The organism is Streptomyces sp. NBC_01006 (genome assembly GCF_045162725.1).
In the GTDB taxonomy this organism is placed as follows: Bacteria; Actinomycetota; Actinomycetes; order Streptomycetales; family Streptomycetaceae; genus Streptomyces.
The window spans coordinates 4,057,188-4,079,292 of the sequence record NZ_CP108700.1; the positions used below are offsets into that span (position 1 = coordinate 4,057,188).

The window sequence follows — 22,105 nt, forward strand, 5'->3', positions numbered from 1 at the left end:
GACGCAGGGTCAGTAAAACTACGGCGATGCGAGTGGACCGCCGAACGCTCACCCTCATCACCCTGTGCTGCTCTCTGGCCGCCGCATGCCTGACGGGATGCGGCGGCCCGGCACGAGACGGCTACGCGGCCGCGGGCGCCGTGGCCCCGGGCCCGGAACGCCGGGCGGGCGACAACGTGGCGCCGCGGTCACCGCTGGAGCTCCAACAGCTGAGCGACGGCTCCCCTCCCCCGACGAGGATTACGTCGCCCGGTACCCCGGACCCGAGGAGCCCCGCGGCCTCCGCCCAAGGCGGATCCCCGAGCTCCCCGCCCGGGATCACACAGCCGCCCCAGCCCCCGCCGGCGCAGGCATCGCCCACCCCACGACCCCCCGCACCCGACCCTGGGACGACACCGGGGACGGCACCGGGGACGGCACCCGGGACGACAGCCCCGAGCGCTCCGGCGAGCCTGACCCTGAGCCCGCCGACGCGCACCCAGGCGGCGGACCGCTGGTGCGAGAAGGTCACGGTGGCGTTCACCAACACGGGAACGAAACCGGCCACTTCCGGCACGGTCACGTTCTCGACGCACATCATCGGCGCGCTGGGCATCGACTGGGCCACGATCACCACGACCCAGCCCCTCCCCGCCCCCATCCCCGGGGGCACGGCGAAGACGCAGACCTACACGGTCTGCGTCGACTCCTGGCGGGTCCCCCTGGGCATGCACGTAGAAACCCAGAAGGCCACGGCGACCTGGAGGTAAGGGCCCCTACAGGGCCAGCCAGGCCACCACCCCGATCAGCACCAGGGCGGCGATCCCGACCCCCAGCCACAGCCCGGTCTTCGACCCCGAGCCCTGCGCGGCCTGCCGCCGCCGAGACCCCGGAGCCACCGGCCCCGGCCCGGCCGGCGCGGCCTCTTCGACGAACGCCCGGAACATCTGAGTGCTGCCCGCGGGGTCGTAGTTGCCCTCGGGTCCCTGTGAGTTGTGGTTCGCAGCCATGGCTCAGGACCCTAGCGGGTTTTCCGATTCCTTTACCGCCCCCACCCCCTTATTCATTTGCCTGTAGCAACCAATCGCTTCTATGGTTGCCCTAAGCAACAACATGAGGAGGGGAGGGAGCCCCATGACCGCCGAAGCCCAGACGCTGCAAGCGCCACCCGCAGCACCTGCGTCACCTGTGACACCTGCACCACCGGCGCCGCACGCGGCGCACACCCCCACCAGCCGCTACGAGGAGCTGGCCCGCCAGCTCACCGGCATCGGCGCCGTCAAACGCGACCTGGCCCGCCGGCTCCCCCCGGACTGCCCTCCCGGCTCGGCCGCCGTCCTCACCCTGCTCGACCGCCACGGCGAAATGCGGCTCAGCCGCCTCGCCGACCTCATGGCCATCGACATCTCGGTGACCAGCCGCCACGTGGCCCACGTCGCCGACCGCGGGTGGATCACCCGCGACATCGACCCCGGCGACGGCCGCTGCCGCATCCTGCGGCTCACCCCGGCCGGCCACGCCCTCCTCGCCGAACTCGGCGCCCGCTACACCGACGCGCTGGAAAAGGCACTGGCCGACTGGTCCCCGCACGACATCGACGTACTCAACACCTTGCTGACCCGGCTCCGATCGAGCTTCTAGACAAAGGAAACACATGGCGACCACCGCACCCACCGGTGTGCAGGGAGGCAGCCGGTCGGAGACCACGTCCGACCCCGCGTCCACCCCCGGCTCCGGCTCCGGCTCCCCCGCCCCCATGACCCACCCGCAGATCATGAAGGCGCTGTCCGGGCTGATGCTCGGCATGTTCGTGGCGATCCTGTCCTCCACGATCGTCTCCAACGCCCTGCCCCAGATCATCAGCGACCTCGGCGGCACGCAGTCCTCGTACACCTGGGTCGTCACGGCCGCCCTGCTGTCGATGACCGCCGCGACCCCGCTCTGGGGCAAGCTGTCCGACCTCTTCAGCAAGAAGCTGCTGGTCCAGATATCCCTGGTGATCTACGTCCTCGGCTCGGTGGTCGCGGGCCTGTCCCAGAACACCGGCATGCTGATCGCCTGTCGCGTCGTCCAGGGCATCGGCGTCGGCGGCCTCTCCGCCCTCGCCCAGATCGTGATGGCCGCGATGATCTCGCCGCGCGAGCGCGGCCGGTACAGCGGCTACCTCGGCGCGGTGTTCGCCGTCGCCACCGTCGGCGGCCCGCTGCTCGGCGGTGTCATCACCGACACCTCGTGGCTCGGCTGGCGCTGGTGCTTCTACGTCGGCGTGCCGTTCGCGATCATCGCCCTGATCGTCCTCCAGCGGACCCTGCACCTCCCGGTCGTCCGCCGCGACGTCAAGGTCGACTGGCTCGGCGCGTTCCTGATCAGCGGGGCCGTGTCCCTGCTCCTGATCTGGGTCACGCAGGCCGGCGACTCGTACGACTGGGTGTCCTGGACCACCGCGGCGATGACCGGCGGCGCCCTCGTACTCGGCCTGCTCTTCATCCTCGTCGAGTCCAAGGCGAGCGACCCGATCATCCCGCTGCGCCTGTTCCGCAACAAGACCATCACCCTCGCCTCGGCCGCCTCGCTGTTCGTCGGCATCGCGATGTTCTCCGGCACGGTGTTTTTCAGCCAGTTCTTCCAGTTGGCCCGCAACGAGTCCCCCACGATGTCCGGAATCCTCACGATTCCGATGATCGGCGGGCTCTTCGTCTCCTCCACGGTTTCCGGTCAGGTGATCACCAAGACCGGCAAGTGGAAGGCCTGGCTCGTCTCCGGCGGCGTCCTCCTGACGGCCGGCCTCGGACTGCTGGGCACCCTGCGGTACGACACCCCGTACTGGCACATCGCGATCTACATGGCGCTGACCGGCCTCGGTCTCGGCATGATGATGCAGAACCTCGTCCTCGCCACGCAGAACCAGGTGGCCCCCGAGGACCTGGGCTCGGCCAGCTCGGTCGTCACCTTCTTCCGCTCGCTCGGCGGCGCCATGGGCGTCTCGGCGCTCGGCGCGGTCATGGCCAACCGGGTCACCCACTACGTCAAGGACGGGCTGGCCGCACTCGGCCCGAAGGCGGCGGCGATGGGGCACGGCGGCACCGCCGGCGGCGGGATCCCCGATCTCGACAAGCTGCCCGCGCCGTTCCGCACGGTCGTCGAGTCCGCGTACGGGCACGGCGTCGGTGACGTCTTCCTCTACGCGGCGCCGTTCGCGCTGCTCGCGCTCGTCCTGGTGGTGTTCATCAAGGAGGTCGCGCTGAAGTCCAAGCCGGCCGCCCACGCCCCGACGGCTTCGGCATCCGCTCCGACGTCGTCGGCATCCGTGGCGACGGCCCCGGCCGAATAGCGGCGGCTTCAGCGCGATAGCGACACCGCGCGGTACCCGCAGACCCCCGCCGGGCTGCCCCTCCCCCGGGGAGCGGCTCCCGGCGGGGGTTTTCTACGCCCCCGGCCGGGCCGGCCGGGCGGCGGCCTGCGCCTCGATGCCCGCGATCAGGACGTCGAGCGCGAGCACGAAGTCCCCGTCGGGCGCCCGCCGGGCGGCGCCCCCGCAGCCGTGCAGGAACTGCGACACCGCCAGGTGCGCGCCGGTCCGGCAGCCACCCGCCAGACCCGTGGCGTCGAGCACCCTCTGCAGGGCGGAGTCGAAGGCCCGCGCATGCGGGCCGATGTTCGGGTACGCGGCGGTCAGCGGCGCCACCCACGGGTGCTCCGCCAGCAGCCGCCGGTAGCCGCAGGCCAGCGACCGCAGCCGGCCGGCCCAGCCCTCGTGGACCGGAGCTACCGGGGCGACCGGCTCGGCCGGGGCGGTGCGGGGCAGCGGGAGCTCGCCCAGGGCCCGGTCCAGGGCGAGTTCGAGCAGATCGTGCTTGGTGTCGACGTACCAGTACAGGGACATCGCGGTGACCCCGAGCCCGGCCGCGAGCCGCCGCATCGAGAACCGGGCCAGCCCCTCGGCATCGAGCAGCCGGACGGTGGCTCCGGTGATCCGGTCCCGGTCGAGGCCGGAGGGCGCCTCACTGCGGCGCCTGGCGGGTGCGGAGTGCCCGGGAGCCAGCCACACGCTGGTCCGGATATCGCCGGGATCGGCCGCGGTCACCATGGAGGCACCCTCCTCACAACAGCTGGATCAGCCCGGAATGCCCGGTCCGCCCACTTGATGCTAGAGGGTGCCTCTCGCGTTTCGGCAGGTTCAGGACGGGGCGGACGTGCCGTTCAGGGGGGCGGTCAGGTCGTAGAGGGTGGCGCCACCGACCGTCGTGGACCGGTAGTTGGCCTGGATCCAGCTCGTGATGGCGCTGCTGGTGCCGCCGCCCGGGCCTCCGCCCTGGCCGCCGCGCGCGGCCTGTCCGGTCTGCCCCTCGCCGCCGGCGCGGGCGCCCTCGCCGATGAAGTAGTGGATCTTGCCGGAGCGTACGTACTCCTGGAACCGGGCCAGCGTCGGGGACGGGTCGCTGCCGTTGAACCCGCCGATCGGCATCACCGGCTCGCCCGAGGCCAGCTGGTAGCTCGCCGCGTTCTGCGCGCCGACGGCGGCTGCCGCCCAGGTGTACTTCCCCGCGTCCTCGCGCAGGGCCGCCGTGGCCTCCTTACTGGCCTTCGTACCGCCCAGCAGGCCGCCGAAGCCGCCGCCACCGGGGCCGCCCGCGGAGTTCTCCGTCCCGCGTGCACCGCGCCCACCGACGGCCCCCTGGCCGCCCTGGCCTCCGGGGAAGCCCTGGCCGCCGGGGAACTGCCGGGGCCCGCCCTGCTGGCCGCCGCCCTGCTGGCCGCCGCCCTGCTGCCCCTGCTGCGGGCCGCCCTGCTGCGCACCCTGCGGGGCCATGCCCGGCGGGAGTTCACCGCCGCCGAAGCGCATGCCCATGCCCATGCCGCCCCGGCCGCCCGCGACCGCGGGCCCGGCCGTCACGATCGACCCGCCGCGCGTGGAGTCCACCGTCGTCAGGCAGTACGCGAGCGGACCGGCCAGCGCGGCCGCCAGCCCGAGCCCCGCCGCGCCCAGCGCGAACCGGCGGCCGAGCCGGGCGCCGAGCAGCAGCCCGGCGGCCGCGAGGAGGCCGGCCACGAGGACGGTCCAGCGCAGCCACGGCAGGTATCCGGTGGACCGGCCGAGCAGGACGTACGACCACCACGCGGTCAGGGCGAGGGTGCCGGACAGGGTGAGCGCGGCGGCCTTGCTGCCCCGCTCCTCCCAGAGCATGGCCGCGCCCATGCCGACCAGCGCGGCCACGAACGGCGCCAGCGCCACGGTGTAGTACTCGTGGAAGATGCCCTGCATGTAGCTGAAGACGAGCGCCGTGATCAGCAGGGCGCCGCCCCACACCAGGAACGCCGCCCGGGCCATGCCCTCCAGGGAGTCGGCGGCCCGGCGGGCCCGCCAGGTGATCACGAGTCCGGCGACGAGCATGACGAGGGCCGCCGGAAGCAGCCAGGAGATCTGTCCGCCGATGTTGGCCGAGAACAGCCGGTCGATGCCGGTCTCTCCCCAGCCCCCGCCGCCTCCGCCGCCACCGGGGCGGGCACCTCCGCCGACGCTGCCGGTCTCGTTGCCGTTGATCCGGCCGAGGCCGTTGTAGCCGAGGGTGAGCTCCAGGAAGGAGTTGTTCTGCGAGCCGCCGATGTACGGGCGGGAGGACGCGGGCCAGAGTTCCACGATCGCCACCCACCAGCCGCCGGCCACGACCATGGCGGCTCCGGCGAGCAGCAGTTGACCGAGTCGGCGGCGCAGCCGGGTCGGCGCGCAGACCGCGTACACGAGGGCGAGGGGCGGCAGGATGACGAAGGCCTGGAGGGTCTTGGTCAGGAAGGCGAAGCCGACCGCGACGCCCGCCCAGACGAGCCACTTGGTGTGGGCGCCGTCGAGGGCGCGCAGGACGCAGTAGACGGTGACGGTCAGCAGCAGGGTGAGCAGCGCGTCCGGGTTGTTGAAGCGGAACATCAGCGCGGCGACCGGGGTGAGCGCGAAGACCGTGCCGCTGAGCAGCGCGGCCGCGGGCCCGAAGTGGCGGCGCACGGCGGCGTAGAGCACGGCGGTGGTGCCGACGCCCATCAGGGCCTGCGGGACGAGGATCTGCCAGCCGCCGAGCCCGAACAGCCGGACGGACAGGGCCATGGGCCACAGGGCGGCCGGGGGCTTGTCGACGGTGATGGAGTTCCCGGCGTCGGAGGAGCCGAAGAAGAAGGCCTTCCAGCTCTCGCTGCCCGCCTGGACGGCGGCGGAGTAGAAGGAGTTGGCGTAGCCGTTGGCTCCCAGGTTCCACAGCAGCAGGACGGCGGTGGCCAGCAGGAGCGCCACGTACGCGGGCCGCTCCCAGCGGGGGCGCCCTGCGGTCGCGGCACTGGCTCCGGCCGTGGCGCTCTGAGCGGTCGGGTCGGTCGGGGCGGTCGGGGCCCGTTCGGGGAACGGGGAGTCCATGGGTGGTACGGCGGTGGTCATCGGGTGTCGTCCTTCGCGGGAATGGCTCGCCGCTCGGGGAAGACCCAGGCGCGGAAGAGCAGGAACCTCAGCACGGTCGCGGCGAGGTTGGCCGTGATCAGTACGGCCAGTTCGGTGCTGTGGGAGGGGTCGGCGGTGGCGGCGCCGAGGGCGGCGAGCGATCCGCTGGTCAGGGCCAGTCCGACGCCGAACACGACGAGGCCCTGGGCCTGGTGGCGCACGGCCCGGTCGCGGCCGCGGACCCCGAAGGTGAGCCGCCGGTTGGCGGCCGTGTTGGCGACGGCGGAGACCAGCAGGGCGCCGGCATTGGCGAGCTGCGGTCCGGCGCCCAGCCTGAAGAGGGAGTACAGGGCGAGGTAGGCGAGCGTGGACAGCACCCCGATGACGCAGAAGCCGAGGAGCTGGCGGGCCAGCCCGCGCGGCACTCCGGGCAGGGCGCTACGGTCGCGCGGGTCGTCGCCGAAGGGGCGGGCGAGCCGGTCGAGCGGCAGTGCGCCGACGGCCAGGGCCCGGCCCACCCGCCACATGCCCTTGAGGTCCTCGGTGGCGGTGCTGACGATGTGGACGGTGGAGTCAGGGTCGTCCACCCAGTCCACCGGCACCTCGTGGATCCGCAGCCCGGCCCGTTCGGCGAGCACCAGCAGTTCGGTGTCGAAGAACCAGCCCGAGTCCTCCACCAGTGGCAGCAGCCGCTCCGCGACCTCCCGCCGGATGGCCTTGAACCCGCACTGGGCATCGCTGAAGCGGGCGGCGAGGGAGGAGCGCAGGAGCAGGTTGTAGGCGCGGGAGACGAACTCCCGCTTGGCACCGCGCACCACGCGCGAGGAGCGGGCGAGGCGGGTGCCGATGGCGAGGTCGGAGTGCCCGGAGATGAGCGGGGCGACCAGCGGCAGCAGCGCGTTGAGGTCGGTGGACAGGTCCACGTCCATGTACGCGAGGACGGGCGCCTCGGAGCGGGACCAGACGGTCCGCAGGGCGCGGCCGCGGCCTTTCTCCTCCAGCCGGGTGCTGCGTACGCCGTCGACGGCGGCGGCGAGGGCGGCCGCGACCTCGGGGGTGCGGTCGGTGCTCGCGTTGTCGGCGATCGTGATGCGGAACGGGTACGGGAACGTACGGGTGAGGTGGTCGTGGAGTCGGCGCACGCACGGGCCGAGGTCCTTCTCCTCGTTGAAGACCGGGATCACCACGTCGAGTACGGGCTCGCCGGGCACGGGCGCGAGGTGCGCCCGTGCCGGAAGGGCGCCGGAGGAGGTGTCGGTTCGCATGGACCGACTCTCTCCGGCCGGGCTGTCACCGCTGTGTGGTGAGCCTGTGCCCCGTCTGTGAGTGCCCCGGCTGTGAGTCCGTCGGCGAGTCCGCCTGTGAGTCCCTCCGGGGGGCCGACCGGGGGCCCGTCTGCGGGGGCTGGTCCGGGGCGAGCGGGAGCAGGACCTCGAAGCGGGTGCGCCCCGGCTCGCTCTGAACGTCCACCTGTCCGCCGTGCGCCGTCACTACGGCCTCCACGATGGCCAGCCCCAGGCCGGTGGAGCCCGCGGCCCGGGAGCGGGAGGCGTCGCCGCGGGCGAACCGTTCGAAGACGTGGGGGAGCAGGGCGGGCGGGATACCGGGCCCGTCGTCCTCGATCCGCAGCCGGACGGCGGATGTTTCACGTGAAACATGGGCGGTCACGGTGGTGCCGGGCGGGGTGTGCGTGCGGGCGTTGGCGAGCAGGTTGACCAGGACCTGCTGGATCCGGGCCGGGTCGGCGCGGATGGGCGCGGGCTCGTCGGGCAGCTCAAGGCGCCAGTGATGCTCGGGTCCGGCGACCCGGGCATCGCTGACGGCGTCGACGACGAGCGGGGCGAGGTCGGTGTCGGCCGAGCTGAGCGGGCGGCCGGCGTCGAGCCGGGCGAGCAGCAGCAGGTCCTCGACGAGTCCGGTCATCCGGGTCGCCTCGGACTCGATGCGGCCCAGGGCGTGCCGGGTGTCGGGACCGGGCTCCTCCCGTCCCCGGCGGGTCAGTTCGGCGTACCCGCGGATGGAGGCGAGGGGAGTGCGCAGTTCGTGGCTGGCGTCCGCGACGAACTGCCGGACCCGGGTCTCGCTCTGCTGGCGGGCCATGAGGGCGGAGGAGACGTGCCCCAGCATCCGGTTGAGGGCGGCGCCGACCTGGCCCACCTCGGTACGGGGGTCGGCCTCGGCCTCCGGGACCCGCTCGTGGAGAGCGGGTTCGCCGCTGTGCAGGGGGAGTTCGGAGACGCGGGTCGCGGTGGCCGCCACCCGGCGCAGCGGGCGCAGGGCGACCCCGACCAGGGCCTGTCCGGCGAGGGAGGCCGCGATCAGTCCGGCGAGGGTGACGAAGACCTCCACGGCGATCAGCGTGCTCACGGTGGAATCGACCTCGGCGAGCGGGAAGCCGAGGACGAGGCTCCCGTCCGGGGCGGTGAGCACCCGGTACGCGCCGAGGTCCGGCAGGTCCAGGTTCACGGGGCCGGGCATCCGGTGTGCAGCGGCCTCGCCGCCGGCTCGGGCCAGAGCCGCGGTCTGGGCCGCGGTCAGGCGCTGGATGTGGTCGTACCCGGGCCCGCCGATGGCGGCGCTGCGTGCCGTGCTGGCGACCGTGCCGTCGGCGAGGAGCCGGATCCCGGCGGCGCCCAGCGGGGACCCGGGGGCCAGGACGAACTTGTCGTCCTTGTCGCGGATCGCCTTCTCCCCGAGGGGCTTGCGGGTGCCCATCTCGACGGAGACCCTCAGCTGGTCGTCGAGCTTGTCGACCAGGTACGAGCGCAGCGCGAGGGTGGTGACGGCTCCGATGGCCGTGCCCACCACGGCGATCAGCGCCACCGCCGAGACGACGAGCCGGGCCCGCAGGGACCAGGTGCGGACCGGGCGGAAGAGGCGGGGTGGGCGGAAGGCGCGAACCGGCCGGGGCAGGCGGAGGGCCACTACTCGGCCGGCTTGATCAGGTAGCCGGCGCCGCGCCGGGTGTGGATCATCGACGGGAGGCCGGGGCCGCTCTCCAGCTTGCGCCGCAGGTAGGAGATGTACAGCTCGACGACGTTGGCCTGGCCGCCGAAGTCGTACGACCACACCCGGTCCAGGATCTGCGCCTTGCTCAGCACGCGCCGCGGGTTGCGCATCAGGTAGCGCAGCAGCTCGAACTCCGTGGCGGTCAGGTGGATCTCCCGGCCGCCCCGGGACACCTCGTGGCTGTCCTCGTCGAGCCGCAGATCGCCGACGGCCAGGACGGATCCCCCGCGGGCGGCCTGCGCCGCGCCCGAGCGGCGGACCAGGCCGCGCAGCCGGGCCACGACCTCCTCCAGGCTGAACGGCTTGGTCACGTAGTCGTCGCCGCCCGCCGTCAGGCCCGCGATGCGGTCCTCGACGGAGTCCTTGGCGGTCAGGAAGAGCACCGGAAGCTGCGGGATCTCCCGGCGCAGCTGTCCGAGGACGGCGAGTCCGTCCATGTCGGGCAGCATGATGTCGAGGACCACGACGTCCGGCCGGAACTCCCGCGCGGCCCGGACCGCGCCGGCCCCGTCGCCCGCGCTGCGGACTTCGCAGCCCTCGTAGCGCAGGGCCATGGAGAGCAGCTCCGAGAGCGAGGCCTCGTCGTCGACGACGAGCACCCGGCAGGGGCCGCCGTCGGGCCGGACGAGGGCCGTCGGGTTGCTGGTGGACGTGGACGCATGGGAGGTGGTCGTCGCAGTCATGCGACCACGCTGGCCGCGGCCTCTGAGAGCGTTCTTGTCCCTACCTGTGAATTCCCTGAGAAACCCCGGGCGCCCCCGGCCGGCCCTCAGACCAGGTGGAACAGCCGGGCTCCGTTGTCGTGGCAGACCGCGCGCAGCCAGTCGTCGCCGAGGCCGAGCCGTTCCAGGGCCTCCAGCTGGTGCTCGTACGGGTAGGGGATGTTCGGGAAATCGGTGCCGAGCAGGATCCGGTCGCCGAGGTCCGCGAGCCGCCCGAGCTCTGCCTGCGGGAAGCCGCGGAACCGCTCGGAGAAGTCGGTGAAGGCCATGGTGGTGTCGAGGCGCACCGCGGCGTACCGGTCGGCGAGGTCCAGGAAGTCGGCGTACTCGGGCATGCCCATGTGCGCGATGATCAAGGGCAGCCGGGGGTGGCGGGCCAGCAGCCGGGCGACCGGCTCGGGGCCGGTGTGCTTGGCCGGGACCGGCCCCGACCCGCAGTGGATCACGGTCGGGATGCCCGTCTCGGCGAGCAGCCCCCAGACCGGGTCGAGCCGGTCGTCGTTCGGGTCGTACCCGCCGACCTGCAGGTGCGCCTTGAAGACCCGGGCCCCGGCCTCGACGGCCTGCCGTACGTAGGCCTCGGCCCCGTCCTCGGGGAAGAAGGTCGCGGTGTGCAGGCAGTCGGGGGTACGGGCGGCGAAGTCGGCGGACCAGGAGTTGAGCCAGGCGGCCATCGCCGGCTTGTGCGGGTAGAGCATGGACGTGAAGGCCCGGACCCCGAACTCCCGCAGGAGCGCGACCCGCTGCTCCTCCTCGTGCCGGTAGGTGATGGGCCACTCGACGCCGTTCAGCGGTCCGAACGCGTCGAAGTAGTCCCACACCTTCGCCAGGACCCGCTCCGGCATGAAGTGCGTGTGGACGTCGACCAGTCCGGGCAGCCCGAGCCGCTCGCGGAAGGCGCGGACCGCGTCAGCCGTTGCGGGCAAAGCCGTGGCTCCGCTCGACGGTCGCGACGTGCAGGGTGTAGCTCTCGTACCAGTCGGCGCGGCCCTTCTTCATGGCCGCCTGGTGCTCCAGGTCCTGCCGCCACTCGGTGAGCGACTCGTGGTCGCGGAAATAGGCGACGGTGATGCCGAGGCCGCCGGGGGTGCGGGCGGACTCGTAGCCGAGGAAGCCCGGGTTGGCGGTCACGATCTCGTTCATCCGGTCGAGGACTTCCGGGTATCCGGTGTCGTCAGGGGTGCGGACGTTGCTGAAAACCGCCATCACGTACGGCGGTTCGAAAGCGGGTACGGGCTGGATGCTCATGCCCACCACCCTCGGCGGCTGGCCCCCGGCATGTCCACCGGAAAGGGGCCCGGGAGCCCAAAGGGATCCAAGTTTTGACCTTGGTCAGAACAGCCCGTCCTGCCCGCCGGGGGCGGCGAGCGGCGGCAGTTCGGCGACGGGCACGGCGGTCGTGTCATCCGCGGCGGGGGCGGTGAGCTCCCAGCCGGCGAGCAGCCGGGTGTCCACCACGAGCCCGTCCTCGAAGTGGAGATCGGGACCGGCCGCGCCGGCGAGCCGGCCCACGACGGCCCCGCCGGGGACCATCGCGGTGACCACCCGCGCGGGGGCGGGCAGCCCGTCCAGCCCGAACGGCCCGGCGTGATCGGCGGTTTCGCACTCCAGCCGCTCCAGCGACTCCGGCCACCCCGGCAGGGCCGCGGCCCGGGCGTGCAGCTCGGCGACCTCCCGGGCCCGGTCGGCCGCCGCCGGCAGGTGCCCCCGTACGGCGCGCTTGCGCGCGTACGCGATCCGGTCCGGCACCCCGAGGGCGGCCCGCAGCAGCTCCTCGGTACGGCGGGTGGCCATCAGCGGCCCCCGCCCCAGCCAGGTCCAGGTCACCGCCCCCTGCTCCAGCAGCCGGGCCGGGCCGCGCTCCTCGGCGGTGATGCCGACCTTGACCATCTCTGGCCCGAACCAGGCCAGGTAGACGCGATAGGTGCGCGGATCGGCGGCGTTGGTGTCGGCGGCCACCGAGAACGACCGGTCCAGGCGGGCGCATTCGGGACACTGGGCGTTCGCGGCCCGGCCGGGCACGGTCGCGCCCGTGGGGCACGGGGTCCGCTTCCCGGCCCGCCGCACACCGAGGCAGTGCCGCTCCCCGCGGGCCGCGAACGCCAGCCGCTGCCCGTAGACGAGCGGGCTGCTGCGCTCACCGCGTCCCTCGGCGCACCACCCGATGGCGGGGAGGCCGTCATGCCACCGGATCCCGGTGCACCGCCAGGTCACAGCGGGAGGGGCCGCTCGAAGAAGGTGTCCAGCACGACGGTGGCGTGCGTACCGCTGACGCCGTCGATGGCGTAGAGGCGGCGCAGGACGTCCTGGAGCTGCCCGGTCGTGGCCGTGCGCACCTTCACCAGGACCGAGGCGCTCCCCGCGATGATGTGCGCCTCCTGGATCTCGGCGATCGCCTCGAAGGCCGCCTTCGAATCCCCCATCCAGGCGTTGGAGTCGACCATCACGTAGGCGAGCACCCCGCTCCCGACGGCCGCGGGATCCACCTCGACCGTGGTGCGCCTGATGACCCCGCGCTCGCGCAGCTTGCGTACGCGCTCGTGGGTGGCCCCGGCCGACAGCCCCACGGCGGCGCCGAGGGCGGCGTACGACTGGCCCGCGTCCTGCTGCAAGCGCAGGACGAGCGCCCGGTCGATGTCGTCCACGCGATCTTCCTCCCACATCCCCTGGAATCCCTTGCGCTGACGGTACAGGATCCTGCAATGTCATCAGAAGACCGAACCACATTCGGCACGTAACTCAGCAGGGGGAAGAATGTCATCCATAGCCGACCTCAGCCTGTACGAGATCCTGGACGAACGATTCCGCACCGGCCGCTGCGCCAACGGCGACATGCGGCTCGAACGGCTCCACGACGACTGCCGCTGGGCGGAGGGCCCGCTGTACCTACCGGCCTGGCGGCAGCTCGTGTGGAGCGACATCCCCAACGACCGGATGCTGCGCTGGGACGAGGAGACCGGCGCGGTCTCCGTCTTCCGGTCCCCGGCCGGCCACCCGAACGGCAACACCCTGGACCGCGAAGGCCGCCTGATCACCTGCGAGCAGGGCAACCGGCGCGTCACCCGCACCGAACCGGACGGCACCCTCACGGTCATCGCCGACCGCTTCGACGGCAAGCGGCTCAACAGCCCGAACGACGCGGTGGTGCGCTCGGACGGCTCGATCTGGTTCTCCGACCCGGACTTCGGCATCACCAGCGACTACGAGGGCCTGCGCGCACCGAGCGAGATCGGCGCCTGCAACCTCTACCGCGCCGACCCGGCGACCGGCGAGGTGCGGCTCGCGGCGGACGGGTTCCTCGGCCCGAACGGCGTGGTCTTCTCCCCGGACGGGGGCGAGCTGTACGCGGCGGACACCCGCGCAGGCCACATCCGCGCCTTCGAAGCGTCCGCGGACGGCACCCTCACATCCGACCGCGTCTTCACGCAGTGCCCCGGGGTGGACAACATCCGCTTCGACGACGAGGGCCGCCTGTGGGCGGCGGCGATGGAGAGCGGCGTGCACTGCTACGCCCCGGACGGCACCCTGATCGGGCGCATCCGCGTCCCCGAACCGGTCTCGAACATCGCCTTCGGCGGCCCGAAGAACAACCGCCTCTTCATCACCGCCACCACGTCCCTCTACGCCCTGACCCTCTCGGTCACGGGCCTCCCCCGCGTCCTGTGACCCTGCTACCGGGCGACGAACTGGGTCAGGATGGCCTGCACCTCATAGATGTCCACACCCTTGGTGAACGTCTTCTCGATCGGCGCCGCGCTCCCGGAGAGCCAGATCTTGAGCTCGGCGTCGAGATCGAAATGCCCGGCGGTCTCCACGGAGAAGTGCGTGATGCTCCGGTACGGGATGGAGTGGTACTCCACCTTCTTCCCCGTGAGCCCCTGCTTGTCGACGAGCACGAGCCGCCGGTCGGTGAACAGGATCGTGTCGCGTATCAACAGGTACGCGGCATGCACCTGCTCCCCCTGCCCGAGCAGCCGCGCGTAGTCCCGCTGCGCCGACATCGGATCGACCGTGTGCGCGTTCCCGAACAGTCCCATGACAGTCCCCCTCTCGCGGCCCGACCCGTTCCGGACCGTCTCCGAGGACCGTATCCACCCCCGGGCCGCCGCTCATCCCCCACAGGACCGACCCCCACCCCGGAACATCCCCGAGACCCCCCTCCCCACCAAGAAGGACCGGGACAACGCAAGAGGCCCCCCGGTGAACCGGGGGGCCTCTTCGGCTGTGCACTCGGCAGGATTCGAACCTGCAACCTTCTGATCCGTAGTCAGATGCTCTATCCGTTAAGCTACGAGTGCTTGGGCTTCCCGGGGTTTTGCGCCCCGCTGGCCTTGCGAGAACAACAATACATGGACCTCGGCGGGACGCGAAATCCATTAGCCAAACCACGCCTGACCTGCGAAAACGCCCCAGACGAAGATCATCTGAATGGGTTCGCACGGATGTCGGGGCGGGGTTGGGGCGCAGCTCGCCATGGCCGGAAGGCGTCAAAGCAAGACCCCGGAACGCACCGAAGCCCCGGTCCGTGAGGACCGGGGCTTCGGCAGGTGCGGAGGCGGAGGGATTTGAACCCTCGATGGGCTTTAAGACCCAAACCGCATTAGCAGTGCGGCGCCATAGACCGGACTAGGCGACGCCTCCAGCACACCCTCGCGTACGAAGGTGCGTGCAGATGATGACACAGCCACCGGGCCGCTCACCAATCCGCTCCCACGGTACAAGGACAGCCGCCACCAGAGCAAAGCCTTAAGCCTCCCGGCACGCCCCTTCCCACGCAGGCGTCCGTACGCCCGCCCGTACGCAACGTCGGCGGGCGCGCGTCGTTGGTCAGGCGTACGACGTACGGACGACCTGGAGTGCCCATGCTGCGTCTCGCCGCCTTCGCCGTCACCTCCGCCCTGGCCGCCTCGGCGGCCACGGCCGCCGGGCCGCTGCCCCCGCTGACACCGCTGAGCCGGCTGCTCGCCACGCCCGACCGCCTCACCATCACCGTGTCCGCCACCGGCAACCCCCGGGCGAACGGCGAGTACCTGCTGGAGTGCAACCCGGTCGGCGGGAACCACCCCGAGGCGGAACGGGCCTGCGACCGGCTCGACGCCCTCGCGAAGCAGGACAAGTACCCCTTCGCCCCCGCCGCCAAACGGGAGATCTGCACCATGCAGGACGGCGGCCCGGCCACCGCGCACATCACCGGAACCTGGCAAGGCCACAGGGTGGACGCGACGTTCCAACGGACCAACGGATGCGAGATCACCCGCTGGAACAACCTGGAACCTGTGCTTCCGGGTGGGCGCTCCTGACCTGGGAGGATGCGAAGGATGCACGGTATCCACCGAACATCCGCCACCTCAGGCCGGGGCCGTGCCCTTAGACTCCTCCCGTGACATGCCGGTAGTTGTGGTCAGGGAGGAAGCTCGTCGTGAGCAGCAGGCCATCCCGAGGCGCTGCTCGCCTCGCAGCAATACTCGACGCTCTTCCGGACGCGCTGTTGCTCGTCAACGCCAACGGCACGGTCGTCAACGCGAATTCGATCGCCCTCGAGGTCATGGAGAGCCCCGGCACCGGGCTCGTCGGCCGCGGCGTGCTGGACCTCCTCCCCGAGTTCGACTCCAAGCTGATCCCCGGCTCCATGCGCCGGCCCGGCGAGGACGAGGGCGGCCGGGCCAAGCCCAAGCGGATGGTCGCGCGCCGCACCGACGGCACCGAGTTCCCCGTCGAGGTCACCGCGGCCCATCTCGACGGCCGCGACGCCTACCGCGAGCCGCAGCCCGCGTACACGGGTGACGAGCTGCTGATGCTCGTCGTACGCGACCTCTCCGAGACGGTGGACACCGAGGCCGAGCTGGCCCGCTCGCAGCGGCAGACCGAGATGATCCTTCGGGCCGCCGCCGAGGGCGTCGTCGGCACGGACACCGACGGACGGGTCGTCCTCGTCAACCCGGCCGCCGCCCAGATCCTCGGGTACCGCGCCACCGACCTCGGCAACCGGGAGCTGCACGGGCTGATCCAGCACTCGCGCGCCGACGGCTCGCCGTTCCCCTTCGAGGAATCCCCGCTCGCCGACACCCTGCGCAGCGGCCGCAAGCACCGGGTGCGCGGCCAGGTGCTGTGGAACAAGGCGGGGCAGCCCGTCTCCGTCGACCTGACCACCTCGCCCGTACGGGACGGAGAGCTGCTCGTCGGCGCCGTCATGACCTTCACCGACCGGCGGCCCTACGACGCCCTGGCCGCCCGACACGCCCAGCTGCTGGCCGTCCTCGGCGAGTCCCTGCGCGGGCCCCTGGAAGAGCTGCGCGGGGAGCTGGCCACGCTGGCCGCCGACGACGCGGGACAGCTGTGGCCCGAGGCCAACCAGCTGCTGCACCACCTGGCCGCCGGATACTCCCGGATGACCGCGCTGGTCGACAACGTGCTCGGCTTCCAGCGGCTCGACGCCGGCACCGAGAAGCTCAAGAAGAAGAAGGTCCTGATCGACGGGGTCGTCGCGGCCGGCATCGACGGCGCCGTCGAGCTGATCGGCCCGGGCCGCGTGCAGTTCGCCGTCCACGCGCCGACCATCGAGGCCGAGGTGGACGCCGAGCGGATCGCGGGCGCCCTCGCACACCTGGTCGCGGACGTCGCCGGGGTGGACGCCACCGGCAAGACCCGCCAGGGCAGCGGGTACAGCGACTCGACGATCGTCGTGGCCGCCGCGCAGCGGGGCGACGTCGTACGGATCGAGGTGCGCGGACCGTACGAGGGCGGCAACCCGGTGCACGAGCCGATCGTGCGGGGCGTCGTGGCCGCGCACGGGGGTGTGCTGCAGACGGTGGAGGTGCCGGGCGCGCCCGGCGGTGCGTACGTACTGGAGCTGCCGCTGGGCGCGGGAGCCGGAACGGTGACGCTGCCGGAGCCGAAGCCCGAGCCCGAGCCCGCGAAGGAGCCGGCGGCCGCCGAGGGCGCGGGCAAGGGCCCCGCCGGCCGGCGGGCCCGGCGCGGTGTGGACGCGTTCCTGGAGGACACGGCCGAGGAGGCGAAGGCGAACGGCCCCGCCGAGGGCGGGAGCGCGCTGGCGCTGCCTTCCGGGCGACGGCGGGCGGGCGAGGCCGGTGCCGTCGACGCCGCGGCTCCCGAGCTCGCGCAGTCCCCGGTGAACCCGGCGGGCCTGGGCACCGGGCGCCGGCGCGGCCGCGACGGCGACGGCAGCGGAACGGGCAGCGGCGAGGGCGGCCCCGGCCGGCCCGTGCCCCCGCAGGGGACCGCCATGCCCGCACTCCCGCCGGTGCCGCAGGGGCCTCCCGGATCCGGTCGCGGTCCCGGTGCGGCCCCGGTGCCGCCGGGCGCGCCGGTGCCGCCCGTACCGCCGATGTCCGCCGTACCGCCGATGTCCGCCGTGCCGCCGGTTCCGGTGACCGAGCATCCCGCCGGGCGGCGGCGTGCGCTGGGTGCGGCCGCCGCGCCGCAACCCGGCGGTCCCGTACCCGCGAAGGGCCTCGGCCCGGCTCCGGCCGCCGCCCCGCAGGCCCCCGTACGGCCCATCGCCCCCGAGGGCGGCTTCGCGCTGCCCGCCGGCCCGACCCCGGCCCCGACTGCGGCCCCCGCGCAGAGCCCCGCCATGGCCGGTCCGGCCCCCGCTCCCGGTGAGGCCGAGGGCGATGCCCCGGCCGGGCGGCGCGGGCGCCGGGTCCTGGGTGCGCCCGCTGCCGAGCCCGCGGACCCCGACGCGCAGCCGGCCGCGGCCGCCGAGGAGCCCGTACCGCCGACCGGTCGGCGGCGTGGGCTGCCCGCCACTCCGGCCTGGCCGGTCCCGGCGGCCCGAACCGCTCCCGAGGACGAGGAAGCCGCCGGCCCGGCTGCCGTGCCCGGGGCCCGGCAGCCCCAGGACGCCCCGGCGGAGGCCGCACAGCCGATCAGCGTGCGCGCCCTCGGCACCCTCGGCCAGGGCATCTCCATCGACTCCGGATCCACCAACGGCGCGGGCGGTACGGGCGGCTCCGGCCGCCGTCGCCGGCTCGCCGAGCCCGCGCCCCAGGGACGGGCGTTCGCGATAGGAGCCCCCGAGGCGGGCGCCGACGAGGGCCCCGAGCCCCTGGACGGGCCCGGGGGCGCCGTCGAGGTCGTCAACCGGCCCGTACCGCTGCCCGTGGACGACGAGCTGCCTCCGGAGCCCCTGGACAACCCGCGCCGCCTGCTGGTGTGGCCGGCGCCCGATGTACAGACCCAGCAGGCGCTCAGCGACCGCGGCTACCGCCCTGTGATCGTGCACTCCCGCGAGGAGGTGGACGCGCAGATCGCCGCGTTCCCCGCCGCGCTGTTCGTGGACCCGCTGACGGGGCCGATCACCCGGACCGCCCTGCAGTCCCTGCGCCAGGCCGCGGTGGCCGCCGAGGTCCCCGTACTGGTCACGGCCGGGCTGGGGCACGCCACGCGCGAGGCGGCGTACGGGGCCGACCCGGCCGTCCTCCTCAAGGCGCTCGCGCCGCGCGACAGCGAGCAGCACCCTTCCCGGGTGCTGCTGATCGAGGAGCGCGACGAGATCGCGACGGCGCTGACGGCCGCCCTGGAACGGCGCGGCCTCCAGGTCGCACGGGCGGGCGCGGACACCGACGCGGTGGAGCTGGCGACGCGGATGCGGCCCAACCTGGTGGTCATGGACCTCATGCAGGTCAGGCGCCGGCGGGCCGGGATCGTGGACTGGCTGCGTGCCAACGGGCAGCTCAACCGGACCCCGCTGGTGGTCTACACGGCCACGGGGATCGACCCGGCCGAACTGCCGCGGCTGGCCTCCGGGGAGAGCGTGCTCTTCCTCGCCGAGCGGGCCACCACGGCGGACGTCCAGGGCCGCATCGTGGATCTGCTCGCCAAGATCGGCACGAACTAGTCATCCTGGCCCGATGGCCATCATCGACACGAGCGAGCAGACCGTCCCCGCCGACAACGGGGAGGTGAACCTGCTCATAGCCCGGCAGGTGGAGCCGGGCCACGAGGAGACGTTCGAGGCCTGGGCCCACGGCATCCTGGAGACGGCCGCGACCTTCCCCGGGCATCTGGGGTACGGGCTGTTCCGTCCGGCGGCGGACGGCGGGCCGTGGTTCCTGGTCCACCGCTTCCAGGACCACGAGGCCTTCCAGCGGTGGCAGGACTCCGCCGAGCGGGCCCAGTGGTTCTCCAACTGCCTGGGCCACCACCACACCGAGATAGCCCGGCGCGAACTGCACGGCATGGAGACCTGGTTCGCCAAGCCGGGTACGACCCGGCCCGCGCCGCCGCGCTGGAAGATGGCGATCAGCTCGGGGCTGGCCATCTTCCCGATCTCGCTCGTCGGCAACGCGGTGCTCGGGCCGTACCTGGTGAACGTGCACTTCGTCCTGCGGACGGCCGCCTTCGCCGTCGTGTTCAGCACGCTGATGACCTACCTGGCGATGCCGGCCGTCAGCAGGCTGCTGCGGCCCTGGCTGACGAAGGCCGGCCAGGGCTGAGCTTCAGTCCAGCTTGGTGACGTCCAGCTCGCCGTCCGCGTACTGCTTCCTTATGACCTTCTTGTCGAACTTGCCGACGCTGGTCTTCGGGACGGCCGCCACGGTCGTCCAGCGCTCGGGCAACTGCCACTTGGCGATGGACTGGCCGAGGAAGACGCGCAGCCCGTCGTAGTCCACGGTCGCGCCCTCCTTGAGGACGACGGTGGCCAGCGGGCGCTCACCCCACTTCTCGTCCGGGACGGCGACGACCGCCGCCTCGGCGATCTCGGGGTGCGCCATCAGCGCGTTCTCCAGCTCCACGCTGGAGATCCACTCGCCGCCGGACTTGATGACGTCCTTGGCCCGGTCGGTCAGCGTGAGGAACCCGTCGGGGCTGATCACACCGACGTCGCCGGTCTTGAGCCAGCCGTCCGCGCTGAACTTGTCCTCGGGGCGCAGCGGTTCGCCGGCGGCTCCGCCGTAGTAGGAGCCCGCGATCCAGGTGCCACGTACTTCGAGCTCGCCCGCCGACTCGCCGTCCCAGGGCAGGATGTCGCCCCCGGGGCCCACCAGGCGCGGCTCGACGCCCGCCGGGAAGCGGCCCTGGGTGATCCGGTACGGCCACTGCTCCTCGGCGCTCAGGCCGGCCGGCGGATGCGCCATGGTGCCCAGCGGCGAGGTCTCGGTCATGCCCCAGGCATGGCAGAGGCGGACGCCGAGCTTGTCGTAGGCCTCCATCAGGGAGGGCGGACAGGCCGCGCCGCCGATGGTGACCTGCTTCATCGAGGTCAGGTCACGCGGGTTGGCGGTGACCTCGGCGAGCAGGCCCTGCCAGATGGTGGGGACGGCCGCGGCGTGCGTGGGCTTCTCCCGCTCGATCATCTCGGCGAGCGGGGCGGGCTGGAGGAACCGGTCCGGCATCAGCATGTTGATGCCCGTCATGAACACCGCGTGCGGCAGGCCCCAGGCGTTGACGTGGAACTGCGGGACCACGACGAGGGTGGTGTCGCGGTCGGTCAGGCCCATCGACTCGGCCATGTTGACCTGCATGGAGTGCAGGTAGATCGAGCGGTGGGAGTAGACGACGCCCTTGGGGTCGCCGGTGGTGCCGGAGGTGTAGCACATGGCGGCGGCCTGGCGCTCGTCCAGCTCCGGCCAGTCGTACGAGGTCGCGCGGTCCGCGATCAGCTCCTCGTAGTCGTGGACGCGGAAGCCGCGCTCCTGCGCGAGGGCTTCGAGGCCGGAGCGGTCACCGATGCCGGAGACGACCACGTGCTCGACGGTCGGCAGGTGCGGCAGCAGCGGGACCAGCAGCGGCAGCAGGGTCCCGTTGAGCAGCACGACCCGGTCGACCGCGTGGTTGACGATGAAGACCAGCTGCTCGGGAGGCAGGCGCAGGTTGAGGGTGTGGAGTACGGAACCCATGGAGGGGATCGCGAAGTACGCCTCGACGTGCTCCGCGTTGTTCCACATCAGGGTCGCCACCCGGTCGTCCTGCTGGACGCCCAGTTCGTCGCGCAGGGCGTTGGCGAGGCGGGTGGCGCGGGTACCGATCTCGGCGAAGCTGCGACGGTGCGGCTCGGCCTCCCCGGTCCAGGTCGTGACCTGGGATTTCCCGTGGATCGTCATCCCGTGCTGGAGTATGCGGGTGACGAGGAGCGGTACGTCCTGCATGGTGCTCAGCAAAGCGTCCTCCCGGTGAGCGCTGCGGCGCTGCGGCGGCTACGGATGCTGCCGATTCTGCGCACGTACCGGTCGGCATGTCACTACCCGGGGGTACAAACACGGCAACCAATCGCCGACGTTTCACGTGAAACACCGATGTTTCACGTGAAACATGGGCTGGTTCAGCGGACCGGGGTGAGCTCCGGGTCCTCGCGGAGCTTGACCAGGGCGCGCGAGACGGCACTCTTGACCGTGCCGATCGAGACCCCGAGCAGTTCGGCGGTCTGCGCCTCGCTCAGGTCCTCGTAGTAGCGCAGGACGACCATCGCGCGCTGCCGGTCGGGAAGCCGGGTCACCGCTCGCCACATCGCGTCGCGCAGCGCCTGCGCCTCGGCGGGGTCGGATGCGGGCGTCTCCTCGGGTTCCGGGAGCTCGTCGCAGGCGAACTCGTCAACCTTGCGCTTGCGCCACTGGGAGGTACGGGTGTTGACCAGGGCCCGCCGGACGTAGCCGTCGAGGGCGCGGTGGTCCTCGATGCGGTCCCACGCGACGTACGTCTTGGCGAGGGCCGTCTGGAGCAGGTCCTCGGCATCACACGGGTTGGCGGTGAGCGAGCGCGCGGTGCGCATCAGGACCGAGCCGCGGGTCCGGACGTACGCCGAGAACGACGGGTACGGCGTCGGGTTCGAGGCGAGCGTGCACACAGGCGTGGTCATGGCTCCACGCTAGAAGCGCGGTCCGGACCTGGGATCGGCCGCAAGTGCCGAAGCTGGATCCATCTCAGGTTGTAGGGGTGGGGCCTGCCCCACCTCCTGAAGGTGGAGGAGGGGGCAGGCCGCGGGTCCCGGCCGAGGGCCGGCGGGGGACCGGCG

At 72.6% G+C, this 22,105-nt stretch carries 20 protein-coding genes and 2 tRNA genes; 7 read left to right on the plus strand and 15 right to left on the minus strand.

Annotated features, from left to right (window positions below):
- The first annotated feature begins 512 nt into the window (after positions 1-512).
- Positions 513-749, plus strand: coding sequence for a hypothetical protein (locus tag OG509_RS18525; RefSeq protein ID WP_406183593.1), 237 nt, complete (start codon positions 513-515; stop codon positions 747-749).
- 6 nt (positions 750-755) lie between these two features.
- On the opposite strand, the gene OG509_RS18530 is transcribed toward OG509_RS18525, so the two are convergent.
- Positions 756-989, minus strand: coding sequence for a hypothetical protein (locus tag OG509_RS18530; protein ID WP_385586838.1), 234 nt, complete (start codon positions 987-989; stop codon positions 756-758).
- A gap of 178 nt (positions 990-1,167) precedes the next feature.
- On the opposite strand from OG509_RS18530, the gene OG509_RS18535 reads away from it, so the two are divergent.
- Positions 1,168-1,620: a MarR family winged helix-turn-helix transcriptional regulator gene (locus tag OG509_RS18535; protein WP_406187620.1), complete on the plus strand. Its 453-nt coding sequence runs from the start codon at positions 1,168-1,170 to the stop codon at positions 1,618-1,620.
- 13 nt (positions 1,621-1,633) lie between these two features.
- Positions 1,634-3,310 (plus strand): MDR family MFS transporter, encoded by a 1,677-nt coding sequence (locus OG509_RS18540; RefSeq protein WP_406183594.1) that lies wholly within the window; start codon positions 1,634-1,636, stop codon positions 3,308-3,310.
- A 93-nt stretch (positions 3,311-3,403) separates the two neighbouring features.
- Here the strand turns inward: OG509_RS18540 and OG509_RS18545 are convergent, their stop codons facing one another.
- From OG509_RS18545 to OG509_RS18585, 9 genes are all read right to left on the minus strand, one after another.
- Complete coding sequence (locus tag OG509_RS18545; RefSeq protein WP_406183595.1) at positions 3,404-4,066, minus strand: TetR/AcrR family transcriptional regulator; 663 nt, start codon at positions 4,064-4,066, stop codon at positions 3,404-3,406.
- Between the two features lie 90 nt (positions 4,067-4,156).
- Positions 4,157-6,400: an ArnT family glycosyltransferase gene (locus OG509_RS18550; protein ID WP_406183596.1), complete on the minus strand. Its 2,244-nt coding sequence runs from the start codon at positions 6,398-6,400 to the stop codon at positions 4,157-4,159.
- Positions 6,397-7,665 (minus strand): glycosyltransferase, encoded by a 1,269-nt coding sequence (locus tag OG509_RS18555; RefSeq protein WP_406183597.1) that lies wholly within the window; start codon positions 7,663-7,665, stop codon positions 6,397-6,399. Before OG509_RS18555 ends, OG509_RS18550 begins: the two co-directional genes overlap by 4 nt.
- Before the next feature lie 25 nt (positions 7,666-7,690).
- Positions 7,691-9,313 (minus strand): sensor histidine kinase, encoded by a 1,623-nt coding sequence (locus tag OG509_RS18560; RefSeq protein WP_406187621.1) that lies wholly within the window; start codon positions 9,311-9,313, stop codon positions 7,691-7,693.
- An 11-nt stretch (positions 9,314-9,324) separates the two neighbouring features.
- A complete protein-coding gene (locus tag OG509_RS18565; protein ID WP_030160256.1) occupies positions 9,325-10,092 on the minus strand; it encodes a response regulator transcription factor in 768 nt (255 codons plus the stop codon).
- Positions 10,093-10,178: 86 nt separating this feature from the next.
- Positions 10,179-11,057: an amidohydrolase family protein gene (locus OG509_RS18570; protein ID WP_406183598.1), complete on the minus strand. Its 879-nt coding sequence runs from the start codon at positions 11,055-11,057 to the stop codon at positions 10,179-10,181.
- On the minus strand, positions 11,041-11,379 hold the full coding sequence (locus OG509_RS18575) for an antibiotic biosynthesis monooxygenase family protein (RefSeq protein ID WP_403739268.1): 339 nt from the start codon (positions 11,377-11,379) through the stop codon (positions 11,041-11,043). The genes OG509_RS18570 and OG509_RS18575 overlap by 17 nt, the downstream gene beginning before the upstream one ends.
- Before the next feature lie 84 nt (positions 11,380-11,463).
- Entirely contained in the window at positions 11,464-12,345 is an 882-nt protein-coding gene (locus tag OG509_RS18580) for a DUF2797 domain-containing protein (protein ID WP_406183599.1), read from the minus strand.
- Positions 12,342-12,776, minus strand: a complete 435-nt coding sequence (locus tag OG509_RS18585; RefSeq protein WP_053692458.1) for an Lrp/AsnC family transcriptional regulator — start codon at positions 12,774-12,776, stop codon at positions 12,342-12,344. Before OG509_RS18585 ends, OG509_RS18580 begins: the two co-directional genes overlap by 4 nt.
- A gap of 109 nt (positions 12,777-12,885) precedes the next feature.
- Here OG509_RS18585 and OG509_RS18590 point away from each other — a divergent pair, with 109 nt between their 5' ends.
- Positions 12,886-13,797 carry an SMP-30/gluconolactonase/LRE family protein gene (locus OG509_RS18590; RefSeq protein WP_406183600.1) on the plus strand — a complete coding sequence of 304 codons (912 nt, stop codon included), beginning with the start codon at positions 12,886-12,888 and terminating at the stop codon, positions 13,795-13,797.
- A 5-nt stretch (positions 13,798-13,802) separates the two neighbouring features.
- Here the strand turns inward: OG509_RS18590 and OG509_RS18595 are convergent, their stop codons facing one another.
- The 3 genes from OG509_RS18595 to OG509_RS18605 all read right to left on the minus strand — a co-directional run bounded on the left by OG509_RS18595 (position 13,803) and on the right by OG509_RS18605 (position 14,772).
- Positions 13,803-14,168, minus strand: a complete 366-nt coding sequence (locus OG509_RS18595) for a PH domain-containing protein (RefSeq protein WP_053692457.1) — start codon at positions 14,166-14,168, stop codon at positions 13,803-13,805.
- Positions 14,169-14,356: 188 nt separating this feature from the next.
- A tRNA-Arg gene (locus OG509_RS18600) sits at positions 14,357-14,429 on the minus strand.
- Between the two features lie 252 nt (positions 14,430-14,681).
- A tRNA-Ser gene (locus OG509_RS18605) sits at positions 14,682-14,772 on the minus strand.
- A gap of 221 nt (positions 14,773-14,993) precedes the next feature.
- On the opposite strand from OG509_RS18605, the gene OG509_RS18610 reads away from it, so the two are divergent.
- The 3 genes from OG509_RS18610 (at position 14,994) to OG509_RS18620 (ending at position 19,589) form a co-directional block, all read left to right on the plus strand.
- Positions 14,994-15,431, plus strand: a complete 438-nt coding sequence (locus tag OG509_RS18610; RefSeq protein WP_406183601.1) for an SSI family serine proteinase inhibitor — start codon at positions 14,994-14,996, stop codon at positions 15,429-15,431.
- A 119-nt stretch (positions 15,432-15,550) separates the two neighbouring features.
- A complete protein-coding gene (locus OG509_RS18615) occupies positions 15,551-18,991 on the plus strand; it encodes a PAS domain-containing protein (protein WP_406183602.1) in 3,441 nt (1,146 codons plus the stop codon).
- A gap of 13 nt (positions 18,992-19,004) precedes the next feature.
- Complete coding sequence (locus tag OG509_RS18620; RefSeq protein WP_406183603.1) at positions 19,005-19,589, plus strand: antibiotic biosynthesis monooxygenase; 585 nt, start codon at positions 19,005-19,007, stop codon at positions 19,587-19,589.
- A gap of 3 nt (positions 19,590-19,592) precedes the next feature.
- On the opposite strand, the gene OG509_RS18625 is transcribed toward OG509_RS18620, so the two are convergent.
- Together OG509_RS18625 and OG509_RS18630 are read right to left on the minus strand one after the other, a co-directional pair.
- Positions 19,593-21,254 (minus strand): long-chain fatty acid--CoA ligase, encoded by a 1,662-nt coding sequence (locus OG509_RS18625; RefSeq protein WP_406183604.1) that lies wholly within the window; start codon positions 21,252-21,254, stop codon positions 19,593-19,595.
- A gap of 161 nt (positions 21,255-21,415) precedes the next feature.
- Positions 21,416-21,949, minus strand: coding sequence for a SigE family RNA polymerase sigma factor (locus OG509_RS18630; protein ID WP_030153345.1), 534 nt, complete (start codon positions 21,947-21,949; stop codon positions 21,416-21,418).
- Positions 21,950-22,105: the final 156 nt, after the last annotated feature.